Origin of the sequence: Alteromonas confluentis (assembly GCF_001757105.1) — a bacterium.
Lineage (GTDB): Bacteria > Pseudomonadota > Gammaproteobacteria > Enterobacterales > Alteromonadaceae > Alteromonas > Alteromonas confluentis.
The window spans coordinates 130,612-149,924 of the sequence record NZ_MDHN01000013.1; the positions used below are offsets into that span (position 1 = coordinate 130,612).

Sequence of the window (19,313 nt, forward strand, 5' to 3'; positions counted from 1 at the left end):
CCGACAACAATAGGACAGGCGCGGGGATACAATGAAAATAAAATTATTCGAATTTGGTGACTTGTTCTGGGTGCCAGAATTTTATCACGCGTTTCTGCGCCGCTTCATGGGCGCACTGTACAAGGTATTTGGCTATCACAAAATGTGGCTGCCAGAACTGAATGCTTTTATTGATAAAGCCGGTGGTACCGTGCTCGATCCGTGCGCTGGAAGTGGTTTCGTTAACGAACTTCTGATCCGCGAGATGGGCAAAAAGGACATCCGTTTTAATCTTTCTGACTTCATGATCGACAAAAACCCGGAATTCCGCAAACGCATTAATAGCTTAGGCGATGATCGCATTCATTATCTTGAGCAACCCATTGATGTGCTTAAAGACAATCCGGATTTTCGCTGCCCGAAAATATTTATTAATTCCTTTCACCATTTCGACCACGAACAAGTGAGTCAGATTTTTAAACTGAATCTCCCTCACGGCGACGATGTGCTGGTGTTGGAGTACTGCGATAATTCATTTATGGCTTATGTGTCTATGCTGCTGGGGCCGCTAGTGGCGATGATCATGCTGCCGTTTATTACCGAACGTCGCCTGTTGTTAGTAACGGCCATATTTACTTACCTCATTCCCATTGTGCCGCTGATGCTGCTGTGGGATGGCATTGTGTCGAGCATGCGCTGTTATTCAAATCGGGAATTGAAGCAGGTGTTAGCCAGCGCCGGATTCGAAGACGTGAAGGTAACCACCACGTTCCGTCGAAACTTGCTATATCCCGCTGGTGTAACGGCCCATCATATTGAAGCGCCTAAGGCTGAATAAGCGGCTTTAGCTGCTGATAAAGGCTGTCATTGGGGTAAGCCTTACCCAGCGCGACGGCAGCCTTTTTCAGCATGGCAGTATTCTTACTCATATAAGCGTATTTTGCCCAGGTAGACAGTAAATCATAATCGGCAGGCCAGCGCGCTGCGGCATTTGCCAATACCTCAACAGCTTCATTCTGACGCTGTAATTGCCAGAGTGACACCCCATACACAAACGCAAATCGGGGAATCGCATCATCGGCCTGATAGGCCAGCTCAAGGTGCACTGCGGCTTCGTCGTATTGCTTTTCACGCACTAGCATGAGTCCGTAGGCAAATTGCACGGCACCTGAATCTGGCGCAGTGGCAAGTGCGGCTTTCAACTCGCGTTTCTCTCCCCGAGCATTCCCCATTTCCTTGAGAAAATCGGCAAATGCCATGCGTGCTGACAAGAAAGCCGGGTCGATGGTCAGTGCACGCTCATAAAATTGCTTCGCAGCCACAATGTCATTTCGACGTCGGGCAAGTTGAGCGAGTCCTACATTTGAGCCGGGATGGTCTGCCGATTGTTGCAACCATTTTGCGTATTCGTCAAATAATGGCGCGATGGTCGTTTCCGGTAAAATATGGTCTACCGGTGCGTTTAACAGCGCCGCCGCAACTTCACTACGAACGGAGGCAGCCTCGTCATTCATGAGGTGCTTGGCTATTTTAGCTTGCTGTTGTGGCGGTAAAGCGCGCGCTGCACGGGCGGCGCCACGACGACGAATGGCTGAATCTGACTGAGTATCACGCCAAATCAATTCAGCTGCCTCTGCGGGTGACTGTGTCACCAATTTTTCAGTGAGTGCAACAGCCAGCAGATCCGGCAGATTTACCGTTCCATCTGCAAGGAAGCGGCTTGAATCTGCGATCGCGTCGGCATTCCAGGTTAACATCGCCTGATTGAATGCCGCCCATTGCCCAAATGTGTCGGCAGATGCACCTTCCCGCTTTGGCCAGTGCATGATGGCGTCTTTGAGCCAGCTTTCAGATTTGTCTTCATGACAACTCTGGCAAGGACTCATACTGTTTGCGTTCAGTGCTGACGGGCGATGAAAACGGTGATCTCGGCGGTTGTCCACGCCCATATAGGTGCGGGCAGGCATATGGCAGTCGAGGCAGTTTGCATCTGTATGTCCATTGGTATGCTCTGGTGCGGCAAACACATCCGCTCGGTGGCAGGTGGCACATATCTGTTCGCCGGGAAGCTTTGTTTTACCTGAGTGTGGATCATGACAATTGGTACAGGTAACCCCGGCCTGCGCCATTTTGCTTTGCAGGAATGAGCCCAGTACGAACACCTCATCACGAATTTGTCCGTCGCTGAAGTACAGTGGCTCGTTTACACCATCGAGTTGAAATTGCTGATGAAACGGTTGGGTTAAATCGGGTTCTCCCAGTTCAGCCCGGCGGCTGTGACATCCGCCACACGTGTCGGTAGCCAGTGCCAGAGGTGAAGCGGGAGAGGACTGCGGGCGGGCAATAGGATCATTGCCGGAAAAATGAAACGCAATGGCGTTCCCTAAAGATTTCAAGCCGGTCTTGTCTGCTGAAAGCTTACTGGTTTTAGCCAGCTCTACGTGCTCCAGGCCAGGGCCATGACAGCTTTCACATGCCACGTTGACGTCGGAATACGTGGTATTGAAAGCATTGCTGACTGGATCGTAATGCTTCTCCAGGTTGGTGGAGTGGCAAGAGGCGCAGCGACTGTTCCAATTTTGATAGTAGCCAGTCCAGAAGAATGGATGTTCCGGATCGGTTACGCTGTTGTCTTGTAACTGATACCAGCGCTGTCCACCTTCGCCCAGCGGCCTGCTGTCCCAGGCTACGTCGAAGGCCTGCAATCTGCCGCCATCGGTACGCAAGAGATATTGCTGCAGAGGGTTGTAGCCAAAAGTGTAAGCCACTTCAAAGGTTTGCGGTTTGCCATTGCTCCCTAAGGTTTCGACCAGGTACTTACCATCGCGGATGAAAAAGCGTGAGGTGCGTTTACCGGCCGTGAAGCTGGCTTCATCAAAGTCGCCGAGTACCGACTTTTCATTCGCAGGCAGCATGCTGTGATAGTGATCAGATTGTTGCCAGTCAGCAGTCTGCTCTGCATGACAACCGGCGCACACGCTAGCCCCCACATAGCCTTCGTCGGCATGGGCGGCAGTGCGCATCACGAGCAAAAAAAGCAGGGCTGTCAGACAGCCCTTAATCAGTAAATACAAAAGTCAGGATCCGGTTTACTTACAAAGTCGCGAGCCTTTTTGACACTTATCCAACTGGTTTTCAACTGGTTTAATGCTCGCCGTGTGGTCTTCACGCAGTTTGATAGCGGCATAAACGTTGGTAAAGCGAATGCCTTGCTCAGTAAGGGCATCAATAGTGGGCGTATCAGCCACTGCATCACCGAAAGCACCGACGCGGGGGCTCAGGTCTTCGGCAACAATGAGCAAGATGTTAGGCTGCTTTCCCCAAGCGGTCAGGGAAAAACCAGTAACAACAGTGAAAAGCATCCAACGAAACATTCGCATTACCCACCTCCTTAGTGACCTGAACTGCCGTTTGCTTCCATCCACGGGAAGTACATTTCACCTTTGCGCTGCATTTCCAGCTTCATCGGGGTATCCGGGAACAGGCCCATGTACATGCCTTTACGATTCGGTTCTACCAGCCACCAGTTCGGGAACGGCGCGGCTTTCAGACCGTCCTTCTTACGCAGATTCATGCCTTCTGCCAGACGGGCGTTGAAGGGCACAGACGGCTTGCTGCCATCGGCCGGATTCAGCGATGCATACAGTGCCTGACGCAGTGGCAGTAGCTCTTTTGCATACTGTGGATCGCGGATCAGGTTGTGCATTTCTTTAGGGTCTTCGGCTGCAGGCCTCATTTTAATGGTTTCACTGATTGTGTCCGGTATTCTGGATATCTCGCTGTCAGTCTTGCTCGATACCTATCGGCTGCGCTATCAGAAAGTTATTGCCTTAAGCGCCCCCATTACCGTGTTGTCTTTTGCTCTGCTGTTTTATCCCGTCGAATTGGCGCAAGACACGCTGTTTTTATTCTATCTGGTGGCTGCGATCGTGTTCAGAATTGGCTATGCGTTGATGGATATCCCCCACAATGCCTTGCTTGGTACGCTAACTAGCGATAGCCGTGAGCGCACTAAGTTGTCATCTGCCCGCATCTTCTTTAACGCCTCTGCCATTTTGGTTTTTGCTGCCTTTGCGGGCAAAGTTATCGCGTTGCTGGAAGCCCCGGTCGCTACCTTTTCTGTGTCAGGCTTTTTTCTCGTGTGGCATATTTGCCGGGGGACTTATGGTGTTGCTATGGTCGGCGCTACCCGACACTATCGAATATGGCTTGCGGGAAACGGGTGTGGTGAATCCTACGCTAACGTTTGGCGCTTTCCACATGGTGATACGGGTGAGTGATGGACTGTCATTCGCGGTGATAGCGGGGGTACTGGAATGGTCTGCGTTGCAGACGGCAGGAAATGCAGAATAAAGCCGAGGAAAAAACCGCAATCAATCAACGTTGATCACTTGTCAATCTTGCATAACTGTATATACTCACAGGAACTGTATAGAAAAACAGGGCTGTTTATGCGTCCACTTACCCCAAGACAAACGGAAGTTCTCGAACTCATTAAAACCACCATGCTGGAAACCGGTATGCCCCCAACGCGTGCCGAAATCGCCAAGCAACTGGGTTTTAAATCGGCCAATGCTGCGGAAGAGCACTTAAAAGCACTGGCACGAAAAGGGGTAATCGAAATCCTGGCGGGGACCTCTCGAGGTATTAAACTGAATATTCCTCTGGAAGCTGAAAACGAGGAAGATGCCGGTTTGCCGTTAATTGGGCGGGTTGCTGCCGGTGAGCCAATTTTGGCCCAGGAACATGTGGAAATGCATTACAAAGTTGATCCTGACTTGTTCCACCCCCGAGCGGATTTTCTGCTGCGCGTTAACGGCATGAGTATGAAAGATATCGGTATTTTAGATGGCGATCTTCTCGCAGTGCACCGTACCACAGATGTTCACAATGGGCAGGTTGTGGTAGCACGGGTTGATGAAGATGTAACAGTGAAACGTCTTGAAAAGCGTGGCCGGGAAGTATGGCTCCATGCTGAAAACGACGAATTCAACACGATTAAGGTCGATTTAGCCTCAGAGCCTTTCAATATTGAAGGTTTAGCCGTTGGCGTGATTAGAAACGCCGACTGGATGTAGGCGCCGGGCTCCAAAATAGATTCAATAAAATAAGAAAGGCGATGCACTGAAGTGAGGATCGCCTTTTTTTCTTTTATCAATATGGTGCCCTTCACTAAGTGCTAGTGAAGGATTTGCCCTGACTTAGTAACTGGTGTGAGCATAGTGCAGTGTTTTTAGTGCCAGCATAAAAACATCAGCATTTTTTTCGCCACTCACATTCTTCACCACAGTCACTGCTGTGTTGTGGTCACGACACAGAATGGTCATAGTGATACCACCCATGCTGCCGCCTGAATGCATCACCGCGGTGGGAATGTCGTCCATTAACTTAAGTGCTTCCACGTTGTCTTTATACGCTTCCCGCTCTCGATAGTCGCCAAAGCCAACTTTCCAGCCAATGCCGTAGCCCACTTCATCCCCGTTATTTAACGTTGCCCGGGTAAACATGGATTTCGTTGTTTCTGACGCCAAATAATCACTGGCTACGTGAGCCACTGCAAAGCGCACAATATCGGATGGCGAGGCAATAAAGCCGCCACCCGCCCACTTGTAACTGTGGTCGGTTTGCGGGGCGTTAATCAAAATGCCTTCTTCGGTTGTATAAGGCCGGGCGCGGTTTTCGATAATCGTGAACTGATCATCAAACACAGTTTCTTTCAGCGCTAAAGGCGCAAACACTTCCTGTTCGATAATCTGACGAAAATCCCGGTTGCCATCAGCGCCTTCCATTGCAGCACTGACTAACGTCCAGGCGAAAGTGGAATAGCTGAAATCGGTACCTGGTGAGAATTCCAGCGGATCATCCTTAAACATGGCGAGGGCGCTGTTTATATCAGGGAATGTTTCATTTAGCAGAAATTCATTGGCGCCTTCTTTGTAATGGCGAATGCCCGCTGTGTGGGAGGCTAACTGACGCAGCGTAATAACCGGCTTATCCTCTAGCCACGCAGCCACATAATCGGTAACAGGCGCTTCTAAATCAATTTTACCTTCGTCATACAGCCGCATCATCGCTGCCGTTGCGATGAGTTTCGATACACTGCCGATGCGAACCTTGTGGTGCGGTGTCATGGCGACGTGATTTTCTACATCGGCATAGCCAAACCCCTCGGCCATCATAATGCCTTTTTCATTACCCAATGCCATGGTTATCCCTGGCACAGTGTCATGATTAACCGCTTCTTTGAACATAGCGGAGATGACGTTTTCCGGGAGTGGTTTGGCAAACGCGTTAAAACAGAGCGCAACGGAGAGCGCTGAAAAAAGAAGTGATTTGTGAAGCAAGAGGACAATCCTGTCTGGAGGTTAAACCTTTACCCTACAGGATGTTTTTCGTCTGGCAAATAAAAAGCCCGCTTTCGCGGGCTGTGCATCTGGACGGTGATGCAGTAATCGATAATTGCGCTATTACTTAGCCGCTTGTGCTTCAGCTGTGATGCGCAGGGTAACTTCGTCACTCACATTCGGTACATACGTGTCGATACCGAAATCAGAGCGCTTAATCGTTGTTTTTGCATCAAAGCCTACAGCTTGTTTCTGTGTCATTGGGTGCACGCCTGCGCCATTCAGTGTTACGTCTAGCGTCACTTCTTTCGTGACACCTTTGATGGTCAGATCGCCGGTGACTTCCATCGTTTTGTCACCCGTTACTTCAACGTCAGTGCTCTTGAATGTTGCTTTAGGGAATTTAGCTTCGTTGAACCAGCTTTCTTCCATGAATTCTTCGGTCAGTTTCGCAACAAAGGTATCCATAGACGCAATAGATACAGACACGTCCACTTTGCTGTCTTCTGGGCTCTCTTTGTCATAAACAATGGTACCTTCAGCACCGTTAATTGCTGCCGTAGGGTTAGAAAAACCGAAGTGGCTCCACGACGCAATCACATTGGTGTGAGTCGGGTCGATTTTATAAGACACAGGTGCTGCCAATGCACTTACGCTGAACAAACCTGAAAGCAGTACCGCTGGGATCAATTTAGTCATTACCAATTTCCTTTTTAAACTTGGGGTGTCAAAACAATGAATGTTGTCAGATGATTAATGATACGGCTTCCTGAGAAATTAGATGTATTTAAGATCTGAACAAAACATTCTAATAATCAGAATGAATGCAAACCTTGCCATAATGACCATCTCCTCATTTCACCATTTCCATGAAACCCGCCATTTATTTTTCACCTAAAGTCTAGACATTGAGCAAAAACTGTTTAATTCTTATACCGTAGTTAACAGAAAAATAACAAAATAAGATAATAATTAACAAGTCGGAGCAACTTTACGACAGAATCCTGTGAGCAGGGTATTACACAAGATTCTCCATCACGGAGGTGTTGAGTGAAAAAACTCGTAAGTAACGCATTGATGGTTTGGGGGGCAATGAGCGTCGTCACCGCGACCAGCGCACTAGCTCAAACTCATTCTACGTCAGAACGCGCAGGCGAACTAAATCTGCGTCAAGGAGTGACGGATATCAGTGGCCAGGTTTACGACCTGCACATGCTGATGTTTTCGATATGTGTCGCCATCGCCGTAGTGGTGTTCGGAGCCATGTTCTACTCCATTCTCAAACACCGGAAATCTAAAGGCGCCAAGCCAGCGCACTTCCATGAAAACGTGAAAGTCGAAATCGCGTGGACGGTGATCCCGTTTTTGATCCTGATTTTTATGGCAGTACCGGCAGCCCAAACCCTGATTGCCATGGAAGATACCAGCAAGCCGGATATGACAGTATTAGTCACCGGTTCGCAGTGGAAATGGCACTACCAATACATGGACTCAGACGTTTCTTTTTATTCAGTAATGGCTACACAGCGTGAACAAATTGAGAACAAGTTCAACAAAGGCGAGAACTACTTACTGGAAGTTGACCGTCCGCTGGTTATCCCCACCAATCAGAAAGTCCGTTTTCTTATTACTTCCGACGACGTGATCCATTCCTGGTGGGTGCCGGACTTCGCAGTGAAGAAAGATGCTAATCCGGGCTTTATCAACGAGGCTTGGACAAAGGTGAATGAACCCGGCATTTATCGCGGTCAGTGCGCCGAGTTGTGCGGTAAAGACCACGGCTTTATGCCGGTTGTCGTTATTGCTAAAACCCCGGATGAATACAAAACCTGGATGACGGAACAGGAGGCCATTGTTAAGCAGGCCAAAGAGGAAGAGGCCCGTTTGCTTGCAATGAGCATGAGCAAGGAAGAGCTGATGGCAGTGGGTGAGAAAGTATACAACTCTACCTGCGCTGCCTGTCATATGCCTACGGGTCAGGGATTACCGGGCGTATTCCCTGCGCTGAAAGGCAGCCCAATGGTACTGAATGATAAGCAGGCTCACATCGATATTGTGCTTAACGGTAAGAGCGGCACAGCCATGCAAGCCTTTGGCAAGATGCTATCGCTGAAGGAAGTGGCAGCCGTGGTTACCTATGAGCGTAATGCCTGGGGCAACAATACTGGCGATGTGATCCAACCGAAAGACGTGAATGCTGTGGCAAACGGTAACTAGGAGCCTGCTATGACTAAAGCAACCGAAACCTTGATGCCGGAGCATACTGCGGCACACGATAACCTTTCTCACGAACACGATCATCATGAACATCATGGCGCCCCTGCAGGTTTGATGCGATGGGTACTGACCACTAACCACAAAGATATTGGCACCCTGTATCTTTGGTTTGCTTTCATCATGTTTTTGGTGGGCGGTGCCATGGCCATGGTGATCCGGGCAGAGCTATTTCAGCCCGGCCTGCAAATTGTCGACCCTAATTTCTTTAATCAGATGACCACGGTTCATGGTCTCATTATGGTATTTGGTGCGGTGATGCCTGCATTCACTGGTTTAGCTAACTGGCTGATCCCAATGATGATTGGTGCACCAGACATGGCGCTGCCGCGAATGAACAACTGGAGTTTCTGGATTCTGCCCTTCGCGTTTTCCATGCTGCTCGGCTCGTTATTTATGGAAGGTGGTGGCCCGGCGTTTGGATGGACGTTTTATGCGCCGCTGTCTACCACTTACAGTAGCGACAGCACCGCATTATTTGTGTTCTCGGTACACATTATGGGGATCTCCTCCATCATGGGTGCCATCAACGTTATCGTGACCATTTTCAACATGCGTGCGCCAAGCATGACCTGGATGAAAATGCCGTTGTTTGTATGGACCTGGTTAATCACGGCGTTTCTGCTGATCGCGGTAATGCCAGTACTGGCGGGTGCGGTAACGATGGTACTTACCGACAAATTTTTCGGTACCAGCTTCTTTGATGCTGCCGGTGGTGGTGATCCGGTCATGTTTCAGCACATCTTCTGGTTCTTTGGACACCCAGAGGTGTACATCATGATCTTGCCGGCATTTGGCATCATTTCTCAGATTGTACCCACCTTTGCTCGCAAACGCCTGTTTGGCTATGCCTCTATGGTGTACGCCACGGCGTCCATCGCATTGTTGTCGTTTATCGTTTGGGCGCATCACATGTTCACAACCGGTATGCCGGTGTTTGCTGAGATGTTCTTCATGTTCGCCACCATGCTGATTTCAGTACCGACGGGGGTGAAGGTATTTAACTGGGTGGCCACCATGTGGCGTGGGTCGATGACGTTCGAGATCCCCATGCTATTCGCCCTCGCCTTTATCGTGCTGTTTACTATTGGTGGTCTGTCTGGGCTGATGCTGGCGATTACGCCGGTGGACTTCCAGTATCACGATACCTATTTCGTGGTGGCACACTTCCACTATGTGCTGGTGACCGGGGCGGTATTCTCAATCATGGCGGCGGTGTATTACTGGTTACCGAAATGGACTGGCAAGATGTTTAACATCACATTGGCCAAGTGGCACTTCTGGTGCTCGCTGATTTCAGTGAACGTACTGTTCTTCCCTATGCACTTTGTGGGACTGGCCGGGATGCCTCGCCGTATTCCAGATTATTCGCTGCAATTCGCTGATTACAACCAGTGGATCAGTATCGGTGGTTTCGCATTCGGCTTGTCACAGTTAATTTTCTTGGTGCTAGTGATCAAAGCCTGTCGCAAGGAAGGTGAACCGGTTACGTCACAGGTGTGGGAGGGCGCTGAAGGACTGGAATGGGAAATTCCATCCCCGGCCCCTTACCATACGTTCGAAACGCCTCCGAAAGTGAAGTAGGAGTGCGGTATGACCTCGCCAACATCCGCTAATAACCGACTGGTACTACGACTCATTACCGTGGTTGTGGGGATGTTTGGCTTTGGGTTTGCGTTGGTGCCACTTTACGACGTGTTCTGCGATATCACGGGCATTAATGGAAAAACGGATAACAAAGCCGCGGTTCGCACTGTCGATGAGATAGATAAGAACCGGGAAATCACCGTGGAATTCATCACCCGAACCAACAGTGGTATGCCCTGGGAGTTCAGGGCTGAAACGCAGAAGGTGCTGGTGCATCCGGGCGAAGTGAACACCGTGGCCTTTTATGTGCGTAACCCGGCCAGCAGCAACATCATTGCTCAGGCTATTCCCTCTGTCAGCCCTGGTCAGGCGGCGCTGTATCTGAATAAAACCGAGTGTTTTTGCTTTAACCAACAGCCGCTACAGGCGGGACAGGAAGCCTGGATGCCCATGTCATTTTATGTGGATACCAGTCTGCCGGAAGACATCACCTATTTCACTTTGCAATACACGCTTTATGACGTGACCGCCCGGGCCACTGATTTGATGGAAAGCGACAACCCTTATTTACGACAACCTGTGAGCGGCAGCCGCTGACGGGGAGGAAGGAGAACCATCATGCAACAACAATATGAACGTTATTACGTGCCCGCACAGAGCCCCTGGCCCATTGTCGGTGCGGTTGCCTTGTTTCTGATTGCAGTCGGTGCCGGTAATACGGTAATTGAAGCGACAAATGGGGAGTCGGGCCACGGTGGAAAGATCCTGGCGGTAGGTATCGTTGCGCTGCTAGTGATGCTGTTTGGCTGGTTTAAAAACCAGATTGATGAATCGATGAGCGGGCTGTATAGCAGTCAGCTTGGTCGTTCGTACCGACAAGGCATGAGCTGGTTTATCTTTTCTGAAGTGATGTTCTTTGCGGCGTTCTTCGGCGCTCTGTTTTACGCGCGGGTAATTTCAGTGCCCTGGTTAGGTGGTGCATCGAATAACGCCATGACCAACGACGTATTGTGGCCTGCGTTTGAGGCCATGTGGCCGCTTATTCAAACGCCTGGTGGCACTACCACGCAGCAAATGAGTGCGGCTGGCTTGCCTACCATTAACACCATTATTCTGCTGATATCGTCGGTGACTCTGCACTTTGCCCATGTTGGCCTGGAACAGAATAAGCGCAAGCAGCTCACCATCATGCTGGGCGTAACCATTCTACTGGGCTTAGCGTTTCTGAGTTTACAGGTAGAAGAGTATATCCATGCCTATCAGGAGCTAGGGCTAACACTGCAATCCGGTATTTACGGCAACACCTTCTTCCTGCTTACCGGCTTCCACGGCATGCATGTGACGCTGGGCACATTGATTTTAATTGTCTTATTTTTCCGCATCCTGAAAGGGCATTTTACCCCTCAAAATCACTTCGCCTTCCAGGCCGGTAGCTGGTACTGGCACTTTGTGGATGTGGTGTGGGTCATGCTCTTTCTGTTTGTGTATGTGTTGTAGAGGAGTTTGGGCGGATGGCTTTCTGAGGACTAGCGCATGATAGATGGTGGTTGTTAGTGCGCGCCGGGATGAGAGGCGCAATGCATTTTTAAACCGTCTGCCGCAGGGATGCGGCAGTCGAGCGCCCAGGGATGGGTTTACCGCGTGTTTAAAAATGCAATGTGCCTCTCAACCGAAAGGCGCGCATCTCTGCAATTTGCCACGGTTCAGTAAGGCGTGGGATTGGGAGTGATAAGGCCGGTGGCAAGGGCCACGAGAATGAGTAGCACGATAATGACAGAAGTCATTACCCGGCGACCGATGTACTTGCTCATTGGTTCGCCGTCAGGGTTGTCTTTCATCATCACACGCATGGCAAGAAACAGGTTGATGATCATGTAGATCAGCAGGCAAACCAGAACGATTTTTATAATCATATTTTTCTCCATCAGCAGCAGGAGCCAAACATGAAACAACCACGTCGGTTCCCTTCCCTTCCTACCGCAGCGGTGGTTCTGACTGCGGTTATCTGTATGGTTTTGCTCGGATTCTGGCAGTTGGATCGGATGCATCAGAAAGAGCAACGTTTGGCTAGCATAGCGCAAAAAAGCGGCGAGGGAGCAATTTCTCTTGATGCACTCAAACCTCAGCAGGAAGACATTCGAGACTATCAGGTTGGCTTCAATGGGCGGGCTGAAAGTAACCAGATCTTGTTTTTAGATAACCGTGTGCAAAACGGCAAGGTGGGTTACGAAGTACTGGTACCAGTGCAAAGTACTGACGGTACCGTACTCGTTAACTTTGGCTGGGTAGCAGCACCTGCCCTGCGCAGTGAGTTGCCCCACGTCGACCTTGCGCAAACCTATCAACATTTTCACGGGCGGATCTCTATACCCGGGCACAATCCCGTTGTTCGTGAAACCTTGCCTTTCGATGCATCCTTCCCGGTAGTGATTCAGGCTGTGGATCTGGACTTTATTCGTCGCTTAACCGGGAAGTCGTTGCTGCCTTATGTAGTGGAGCTTACCGCGCCTGAGCAAAGTGAATTTATTCGCGATTGGCAGCCGGTGGTGATGCCGCCCGAGAAACATTTCGCCTATGCCATTCAGTGGTTTGGCTTGGCCGTCGCCGCGGCTGCAGTCAGTTATTTTTCGTTAATTTCGAACAGAAAAGGATAGCGCTATGTCGGTTAAAAATAGCAAAGTTACCATACTGGGCGTTGCCGCCGCCTTTGTCTTACCGGTGTTGATTGCAAAATTAGCGCTGGATAATGGTTGGTTTACCCAGGGAGCGACCAATAAAGGTGAGTTGCTACAGCCCACACGGGATCTCTCCACCGTTTTTGCCAGCGAGGAACCCAAATGGCGGCTGGTTTACTCGCTACCCGCTCACTGTGATCAGGCCTGCGAGAATGCCATTTTTAGTATTCATCAAGTGTGGATGGCGCTGGGGCGTGAAACTGAGCGCGCTCAGGCTACCGTACTGGTGAGTGAAAGCAGTGATGCCACGGTGATCGATAAGTTGGGCGAAGAGCAAAATTTGCATGTGGTGCAGGTTTCAGAAAACGCACTCAATCGCGCGATAACCGCAGAAGATTCAGCCACTATTTTACTGGTCGATACGCTCAATAATGCCATGTTGCGTTATCCGGTATCGGGCGATAAGCAAACAGCCATACAGCGCAGCCGCGACATTCTGGCTGATGTAAAAAAGCTGCTGAAGCTATCACGCATTGGGTAGGAGGTTGCAATGAGAAAGCTCGTCCTGTTTAGTCTGTTTTTAGCTGTGTTTGTGATCATTCTTGGCGCGTATACCCGTCTCACCGATGCGGGGCTCGGATGCCCTGACTGGCCGGGTTGCTATGGCTTGCTCTCGGTGCCAACCGCAGAGCACCATGTGGCTGCAGCCAATGAGGCTTTTCCCGACCGCCCGGTAGAAGCGGCAAAAGCCTGGAATGAAATGATTCACCGTTATTTTGCGGGTGCACTGGGCATGTGCATTTTCACTATTGCGGCCATGGCGTTCAGGCGCCGGCACAAAGGGCAGTCTCTACGTCTGCCATTTTTCCTGGTTGGGCTGATTATTTTTCAGGCCATTCTGGGCATGCTTACTGTGACCCTTAATTTACTTCCTGTTGTGGTGATGGGGCACTTGTTGGGCGGGTTTACCATTTTGGCGTGTTTGTTTTTACTCCATCTTAAGCTTCGTGATGGCGCGCGCATCAAGCCTCGGCGGATCAACCGGCTCACGAAGGCTGCGCTGCTGGGAACCGCTATTTTGTTGATGCAAATTAGTTTGGGAGGCTGGACATCTGCCAACTACGCGGCGTTAGCCTGTACGGAATTTCCGGTATGTGAAGATGGATGGTCGGTTCGACTGGACTTCTCCGGTGCGTTCAGTGTGCCTTATGCTGAAACTTACGAATACGGTGCCCACGGTTACGGCGAGCGCATGACCATGCACATTGTTCATCGGGCTGGGGCCGTGGTGACATTCCTTTATTTGCTATGGTTGGGTTTCAGGCTTTACACCAAAGAGTTTGCTACACCAGTGAAAACGGCCGGTTTAGTGCTGGTGGGTGTATTAATGATTCAGGTAACGCTTGGGGTGAGCAACATTCTCCTGAGTCTGCCGGTACTGGTGGCGGTGGCACATAATATTGTCGCGGCTTGCTTGTTGTTGGTCATGGTGTGGATCACCTATCAGGTGTCCAGAGTGCAGGGAGAAATTCATGGCTAAATCCATTTCAGCACCAACCCGGCGTGGAATTAACTATCAGCAGGCGAACTGGCGAGATTATTACGAACTCACCAAGCCGAAGGTGGTGATGCTATTGCTGCTAACAGCATTAGTCGGTATGTGCCTTGCCACTGAAGGCTGGGTGCAATGGAAGGTTTTATTGGCGGGAATGACCGGTATCGGCTTACTTTCCTCATCTGCTGCGGTGATAAATCATGTTGTCGACCACCGTATCGACGGTATGATGGCGCGTACCGTGAACCGGCCTGTGGTGAAAGGCAAAGTGTCTATAGACCGTGCGCTTTGGTTTGCTGCGATACTAGGTGCCGCTGGATTCGTCATTTTATCTGCGTGGGTTAATATGCTTACCGCCATGCTTACTCTGGCCAGCCTGGTAGGCTATGCGGTGATTTACACCATGTTTTTAAAGCGTGCGACACCGCAGAACATCGTAATTGGCGGGCTGGCCGGTGCTGCACCGCCGCTGCTTGGTTGGACTGCCGTAACCAATGAGGTGCACGCCCACGCGCTACTGCTGGTTCTGATTGTGTTTACCTGGACGCCGCCTCATTTCTGGGCGTTAGCTATCCATCGCAAGAAAGATTATGCCCGGGCAAACATTCCCATGCTACCTGTTACGCATGGCGAAGAATTCACCAAAACATCGGTGCTCGGATATACCATTTTGCTAGTCTTGGTATGCCTGTTGCCGTACCTGGTGGGTATGTCTCACATGATATATCTGATTGGTTCATTGGTTCTGAACGCAGGTTTCTGTGCCTGGGCATACCGGCTTAAATTCGCCTGCGAAGAAGATACGGCAATCAAAACATTCCGTTATTCGATTGTTCATCTCATGCTATTGTTTGTGGTGCTTTTATTCGACCACTACATGCCAATAACGTTATGACGCAAAGAACCCTTACCGGTATCGTCGCCATTGTTGCACTGATTGCCGGCATTTATGGTGCTATTTATATTGCCCCGCCTGAAGCTGATGAAAATACGGTGGATTATTTTCAGTATTACCCTGCACCAAAAGCCATTGATGAATTCACGCTTACTGATGCTAATGGCGACCCTTTTACCCGCGAAAATCTCAAAAATAAATGGACCTTGGTTTTTCTGGGCTACACTTATTGTCCGGATGTCTGTCCGACAACGCTGGCTTCGTTGAAGAAAATCTGGCCTGTACTTTCGTCTAGGTTTGAAAAATCTAATATACAAGTACTTTTTTTATCAGTCGATCCAAAAAGGGATACTATTCAAAGGCTTAATAGTTATATAAGTTTTTTTAATAAAGATTTTCTTGCTGCTACCGGACCACACGCTGAAATCTTTCCTCTTGTCAGGAACTTAGGATTGATGTATGCATTGTCTGAAGATACCGAAAAAGAAGCCTACTTGGTTGATCATAGTGCTTCTGTGGTAGTTGTCGGACCTGATGCTGAAGTCATCGGGCGATTTAAACCAACAATGGAGCCGGGAAAATTAGCAATCAGTGACAGTGAGCAAATTCTTGCAGACATGCCCAAGATTGTTTCATCTCGATAGTATGCATGACAGTAGTAGTGAGACAGGCCGAGGCAGGGGACATGGACTTCGCCGTTCCCTTATTGTTAGACGCCGGAGAGCATTTACTTATCGACATCTTCGGGAACGGAGAGCGTGAACGCGCCTACGATTTCCTCATTACAGCCTGGAACAGTGGTACAGGCCAATATGGCTACGCAAATCACTGGGTAGCCTGCATCGACGAGCAAATTGTCGGCATTATTTCATCCTGGCATGACAAACTTCCCGCGCAATTCGACAGGGATACGCTGACATCGATTACCGATTTTTATGGTTTGGATGAAGCCATTGATGTGGTCATGCGGAGTCAAACGTACACGATTGCATTGAACCCTCCGCTGGTGCTCGAATTGGCAATTGGTCACCTGGCTGTTGCTGCCGGCGCTCGCCGTAATGGCATTGCAACCAGCTTAGTGCGTTTCAAAGAACGTATGGCACGGGAAATGGGTAAGTTGTCTGTGGTTTTAGACGTTCATACTGGGAACAAACGTGCCATCGATTTCTATCAAGCTATTGGCTTTAAGCCGCGGCAAGAAATTCCGCCTTTCATGCAAATGACAAAAGGCGTCGCCCCACTCGGCTGAATTAAATAGCCTGATTAGTCAGGATACGTACCATCCTGGCGTGAAACGAAGAACGGCTGGGAAAACCAGTAGTAGCGGCGGTTCTGTGAATTAGAGGGCGCGGTGCAATTTATGCGGGAACGGCCGGTGGGGAGCACGGTGTCCAGCGTGTAGGAAAGTGTGCCGGGACCCGCTTCAATCGGTAGTTTTTCGTTTTGAAAGTAACAGGCTGCCTGACTCAATCTCACATCATTACCGTCTATTTTCAACGTAATGGTTTCGTCGATTATTGGATTTGTGCGCTCAGGATCATCAACGCCACTGGCGGTGACCGGCATCCCCAAACTGTTCATTTTTACTTTGATGGGCTCCATGTTCGCGAATCGGCCCGCGGCAGGAAATCTGGGTAGTGCGGTAAAATCGCTGTAACTGCTAACACCGCCAGAATGCTGTCCGAACCCCACATAGCCATTACTTGCCAGTTTCTCTGCCAGCACTTCGTTGTATTCACCGAAGGGGTAAGCCAGGTATTTAAGCGACTCGCCAATATGAGATTCAAGCTTTTGCTCAGCTTCTTCCACATTACCCCATACTCGCTCAAGCCAGGCCGCTTTGCTTTCATCAGGGAGTCTGTTGAGCATGTGAATGTGGTCAAGCGTGTGGTTGGCAAAGTCGACACCGTCGTCATGCATCGCTTTCACATCGTCCCAGGTGAGCTGATTGCTCAAGCGGCCAATCTCGTCAGGGTTCACGAATACGGTGTACGGGAGTGACAAAGACTGCAATATAGGGTGCCCGTTCTCGAGAATGTTGCGATAGCCATCATCGAAAGTGATAGCAACGGTTTTTGGGGGCAATGATTTCTTTTGTTGTAGCGCAGCGACCACGTCGGGCAGCGGCATCACATGAAAGTTTTCGGCCAGGTAGGTCATGTGCGTTTTGAATTGCTCTGGCGAAATACTGGTGCTGGCAGGTGTGCTGTCTGAAACATGATGGTAAAGCAGGATCACGGCGCTGTCGTCAGCATGAGCCGAGCCCATCATTGCCGATAATCCAAAACCGGCGATTAACGCGCCTTTTGTCACCGATGACATCAAGTTTCTGATAAGCTGCATGCACATTCCTCAAGTTTGTACTGTTTTTTTGACCACGACACAAGCCACGGGCTGGCAAGCCCATAAAAATCTTTTAGCGCTCGCTTTTCCAATGATTCTGGCCAATATCACTACGCCATTACTCGGACTGGTTGATACGGCCGTAATGGGGCATATGGATTCATCAGCCATGTTGGCAGGCGCGTCTATTGGAACATTGATCCTCACGCAAATCTACTGGGTGTGCGGGTTTCTTCGTATGTCGTCGACTGGCCTGAGTGCACAGGCGAAAGGAGATCAAGACGCGCCCCTGTTGCGTTCTGCCAAAGTGCTTTGGCAAACCAGCGCTGTTGCTCTCATTTTAGGGCTAGGGATCATACTGCTTCAACAGCCCGTGCTATGGGCTGGTCAAGCGCTGGCGTCATCACAGCCAGACGTGGCTGGCTTTACCGAAATGTATTTTTCGGTGCGGGTATGGGGTGCCCCTGCGGCAATGCTGAATCTGGCGTTAATTGGCTGGCTGGTGGGTCAGCAGAAAACCCGGCAGGTACTGGTTATTCAAATTGTCGGAAATCTGCTGAATGCCGCACTGGATATCGTGTTCGTTTACGGGCTGGATATGTCAGTAAGGGGCGTTGCCCTTGCGAGTGTTATCGCCGAATACACCATGATGCTGATGAGCGTAGTTGTGGCATTGCGCCTCACAAAAGGTCACTTGCCAGCCTTCGATTGGTTTAACAGCGCCGCCCGTAAAGTGCTGCTGAAATTGAATGGCAATATGCTACTTCGCAACCTGGCGTTGCAGGCTTGTCTGGCATTTCTGACGATACAAGGCGCGCGTATTGGTGAAACGGCCGCCGCCGTGAACGCCATTCTAATGCAGTTTTTTGTGCTTATCGCTGTGGGTTTAGACGGCGTCGCGTTCGCGGTGGAAGCCTTAGTAGGCGAGGCTGCGGGGGCAAAAGATCAGCGTAAACTGGTAGCCTGTACGAATCGAGGCCTATTCTGGTCGTCAATGTTTGCACTGGTTTATGCATTGATGTTTTTTGTGGCCGGAAGCGACATCATCGGCCTGCTTACCGATATTGAAGCGCTACGTATTACGGCTGCGTCTTACTTACCGCTTATGGTGTTGATGCCTCTTGCCGGGCACTGGTGTTTCCTATTCGATGGGGTGTTTGTGGGCCTGACGCGCTCGGGTGCAATGCGCAATACCATGATAATCAGTGCGTTGCTGGTTTTCTTTCCGGTGTGGTGGTATTTCAAAGATTACGGCAATGTGGCGTTGTGGTATGCACTGCTGGCATTTTTGCTTGCCCGGGGCGTTACACTGGGCTGGGAGTTTTGGAAACTGTCGAAGCAGGGTGCATTGACTGAGAAAACCTGAGCTCTCCGCTTGCTCTGCGGTTATCCTACTTGAACGGGTCGTAATCCTTGCGTTTGTTCGCTGGATTCATGCCTTTAAGCCGTTGCCACAGAATAGTCAGATAGCCGCTCATGGCAATGACAAACCCTACAAAAAGAATAATAAGAGAAAGGTAGTAGATGGCTGCGTGAAAGTGGCTGACGGTTATCAGCAGCGTGGCACCAATGATAAACAGCACCAGCCCAAATTTGAATCGGCCCCAACTGCGATGTAAAGCAGTAAGGGACCGGTCTGATAAATTCATTCGCTAACCACC

22 protein-coding genes and 1 pseudogene are annotated in these 19,313 nt (G+C 50.0%); 15 read left to right on the plus strand and 8 right to left on the minus strand.

From position 1 onward, the window contains the following. Positions 1 to 31 precede the first annotated feature (31 nt). Positions 32 to 817, plus strand: coding sequence for a hypothetical protein (locus BFC18_RS06295; protein WP_070124465.1), 786 nt, complete (start codon positions 32 to 34; stop codon positions 815 to 817). On the opposite strand, the gene BFC18_RS06300 is transcribed toward BFC18_RS06295, so the two are convergent. The 3 genes from BFC18_RS06300 to BFC18_RS06310 are packed head-to-tail and all read right to left on the minus strand — an operon-like array spanning position 804 to position 3,715. Next, entirely contained in the window at positions 804 to 3,053 is a 2,250-nt protein-coding gene (locus BFC18_RS06300; protein ID WP_070124466.1) for a tetratricopeptide repeat protein, read from the minus strand. The two genes, BFC18_RS06295 and BFC18_RS06300, sit on opposite strands and share 14 nt — an antisense overlap. Before the next feature lie 15 nt (positions 3,054 to 3,068). Further along, positions 3,069 to 3,359, minus strand: a complete 291-nt coding sequence (locus BFC18_RS06305; protein WP_070124468.1) for a sulfatase-like hydrolase/transferase — start codon at positions 3,357 to 3,359, stop codon at positions 3,069 to 3,071. An 11-nt stretch (positions 3,360 to 3,370) separates the two neighbouring features. Continuing rightward, positions 3,371 to 3,715 carry a hypothetical protein gene (locus tag BFC18_RS06310; RefSeq protein ID WP_070124470.1) on the minus strand — a complete coding sequence of 115 codons (345 nt, stop codon included), beginning with the start codon at positions 3,713 to 3,715 and terminating at the stop codon, positions 3,371 to 3,373. A gap of 4 nt (positions 3,716 to 3,719) precedes the next feature. On the opposite strand from BFC18_RS06310, the pseudogene BFC18_RS22105 reads away from it, so the two are divergent. From BFC18_RS22105 to lexA, 3 genes and pseudogenes are all read left to right on the plus strand, one after another. Next, positions 3,720 to 3,942 (plus strand): annotated as a pseudogene (locus BFC18_RS22105) (hypothetical protein); the annotation flags it as partial. Positions 3,943 to 3,981: 39 nt separating this feature from the next. Then, positions 3,982 to 4,332: an MFS transporter gene (locus BFC18_RS22110; RefSeq protein WP_425388357.1), complete on the plus strand. Its 351-nt coding sequence runs from the start codon at positions 3,982 to 3,984 to the stop codon at positions 4,330 to 4,332. Positions 4,333 to 4,430: 98 nt separating this feature from the next. After that, the gene (gene lexA / locus BFC18_RS06320) at positions 4,431 to 5,057 is read left to right on the plus strand and encodes a transcriptional repressor LexA (RefSeq protein ID WP_070124473.1); all 627 of its coding nucleotides are present in this window, start codon (positions 4,431 to 4,433) and stop codon (positions 5,055 to 5,057) included. A gap of 123 nt (positions 5,058 to 5,180) precedes the next feature. Here the strand turns inward: lexA and BFC18_RS06325 are convergent, their stop codons facing one another. After that, complete coding sequence (locus BFC18_RS06325; protein ID WP_070124475.1) at positions 5,181 to 6,323, minus strand: serine hydrolase domain-containing protein; 1,143 nt, start codon at positions 6,321 to 6,323, stop codon at positions 5,181 to 5,183. 123 nt (positions 6,324 to 6,446) lie between these two features. Continuing rightward, complete coding sequence (locus tag BFC18_RS06330; RefSeq protein ID WP_070124477.1) at positions 6,447 to 7,022, minus strand: YceI family protein; 576 nt, start codon at positions 7,020 to 7,022, stop codon at positions 6,447 to 6,449. Between the two features lie 393 nt (positions 7,023 to 7,415). Between BFC18_RS06330 and coxB the strand changes: the two genes are divergently transcribed. The 4 genes from coxB to BFC18_RS06350 are packed head-to-tail and all read left to right on the plus strand — an operon-like array spanning position 7,416 to position 11,681. After that, entirely contained in the window at positions 7,416 to 8,540 is a 1,125-nt protein-coding gene (coxB, locus tag BFC18_RS06335; protein WP_070124604.1) for a cytochrome c oxidase subunit II, read from the plus strand. A 9-nt stretch (positions 8,541 to 8,549) separates the two neighbouring features. Continuing rightward, on the plus strand, positions 8,550 to 10,181 hold the full coding sequence (ctaD, locus tag BFC18_RS06340) for a cytochrome c oxidase subunit I (RefSeq protein WP_070124479.1): 1,632 nt from the start codon (positions 8,550 to 8,552) through the stop codon (positions 10,179 to 10,181). 9 nt (positions 10,182 to 10,190) lie between these two features. Continuing rightward, positions 10,191 to 10,781, plus strand: a complete 591-nt coding sequence (locus BFC18_RS06345; protein ID WP_070124480.1) for a cytochrome c oxidase assembly protein — start codon at positions 10,191 to 10,193, stop codon at positions 10,779 to 10,781. A 21-nt stretch (positions 10,782 to 10,802) separates the two neighbouring features. Then, positions 10,803 to 11,681: a cytochrome c oxidase subunit 3 gene (locus BFC18_RS06350; protein WP_170826570.1), complete on the plus strand. Its 879-nt coding sequence runs from the start codon at positions 10,803 to 10,805 to the stop codon at positions 11,679 to 11,681. Between the two features lie 206 nt (positions 11,682 to 11,887). Here BFC18_RS06350 and BFC18_RS06355 read toward each other — a convergent pair whose 3' ends face one another. Continuing rightward, on the minus strand, positions 11,888 to 12,097 hold the full coding sequence (locus BFC18_RS06355; RefSeq protein ID WP_070124606.1) for a DUF2909 domain-containing protein: 210 nt from the start codon (positions 12,095 to 12,097) through the stop codon (positions 11,888 to 11,890). 30 nt (positions 12,098 to 12,127) lie between these two features. On the opposite strand from BFC18_RS06355, the gene BFC18_RS06360 reads away from it, so the two are divergent. From BFC18_RS06360 to BFC18_RS06385, 6 genes are read left to right on the plus strand one after another with little or no spacing between them, the layout of a single operon-like run. After that, positions 12,128 to 12,838: an SURF1 family protein gene (locus tag BFC18_RS06360; RefSeq protein WP_083272939.1), complete on the plus strand. Its 711-nt coding sequence runs from the start codon at positions 12,128 to 12,130 to the stop codon at positions 12,836 to 12,838. A 4-nt stretch (positions 12,839 to 12,842) separates the two neighbouring features. Then, entirely contained in the window at positions 12,843 to 13,400 is a 558-nt protein-coding gene (locus BFC18_RS06365) for a hypothetical protein (protein ID WP_070124484.1), read from the plus strand. 9 nt (positions 13,401 to 13,409) lie between these two features. Continuing rightward, the gene (locus tag BFC18_RS06370; protein ID WP_070124486.1) at positions 13,410 to 14,399 is read left to right on the plus strand and encodes a COX15/CtaA family protein; all 990 of its coding nucleotides are present in this window, start codon (positions 13,410 to 13,412) and stop codon (positions 14,397 to 14,399) included. Next, positions 14,392 to 15,309: a heme o synthase gene (gene cyoE, locus BFC18_RS06375; RefSeq protein WP_070124487.1), complete on the plus strand. Its 918-nt coding sequence runs from the start codon at positions 14,392 to 14,394 to the stop codon at positions 15,307 to 15,309. Before BFC18_RS06370 ends, cyoE begins: the two co-directional genes overlap by 8 nt. Then, a complete protein-coding gene (locus BFC18_RS06380) occupies positions 15,306 to 15,953 on the plus strand; it encodes an SCO family protein (protein WP_070124489.1) in 648 nt (215 codons plus the stop codon). Before cyoE ends, BFC18_RS06380 begins: the two co-directional genes overlap by 4 nt. Before the next feature lie 5 nt (positions 15,954 to 15,958). Then, positions 15,959 to 16,558, plus strand: coding sequence for a GNAT family N-acetyltransferase (locus BFC18_RS06385; RefSeq protein ID WP_070124491.1), 600 nt, complete (start codon positions 15,959 to 15,961; stop codon positions 16,556 to 16,558). A gap of 14 nt (positions 16,559 to 16,572) precedes the next feature. Here the strand turns inward: BFC18_RS06385 and BFC18_RS06390 are convergent, their stop codons facing one another. After that, on the minus strand, positions 16,573 to 17,652 hold the full coding sequence (locus BFC18_RS06390) for a polysaccharide deacetylase family protein (protein WP_245680351.1): 1,080 nt from the start codon (positions 17,650 to 17,652) through the stop codon (positions 16,573 to 16,575). A 91-nt stretch (positions 17,653 to 17,743) separates the two neighbouring features. Here BFC18_RS06390 and BFC18_RS06395 point away from each other — a divergent pair, with 91 nt between their 5' ends. Next, positions 17,744 to 19,018 carry an MATE family efflux transporter gene (locus BFC18_RS06395; RefSeq protein WP_083272947.1) on the plus strand — a complete coding sequence of 425 codons (1,275 nt, stop codon included), beginning with the start codon at positions 17,744 to 17,746 and terminating at the stop codon, positions 19,016 to 19,018. Between the two features lie 25 nt (positions 19,019 to 19,043). On the opposite strand, the gene BFC18_RS06400 is transcribed toward BFC18_RS06395, so the two are convergent. Further along, the gene (locus tag BFC18_RS06400) at positions 19,044 to 19,301 is read right to left on the minus strand and encodes a hypothetical protein (protein ID WP_070124493.1); all 258 of its coding nucleotides are present in this window, start codon (positions 19,299 to 19,301) and stop codon (positions 19,044 to 19,046) included. Positions 19,302 to 19,313: the final 12 nt, after the last annotated feature.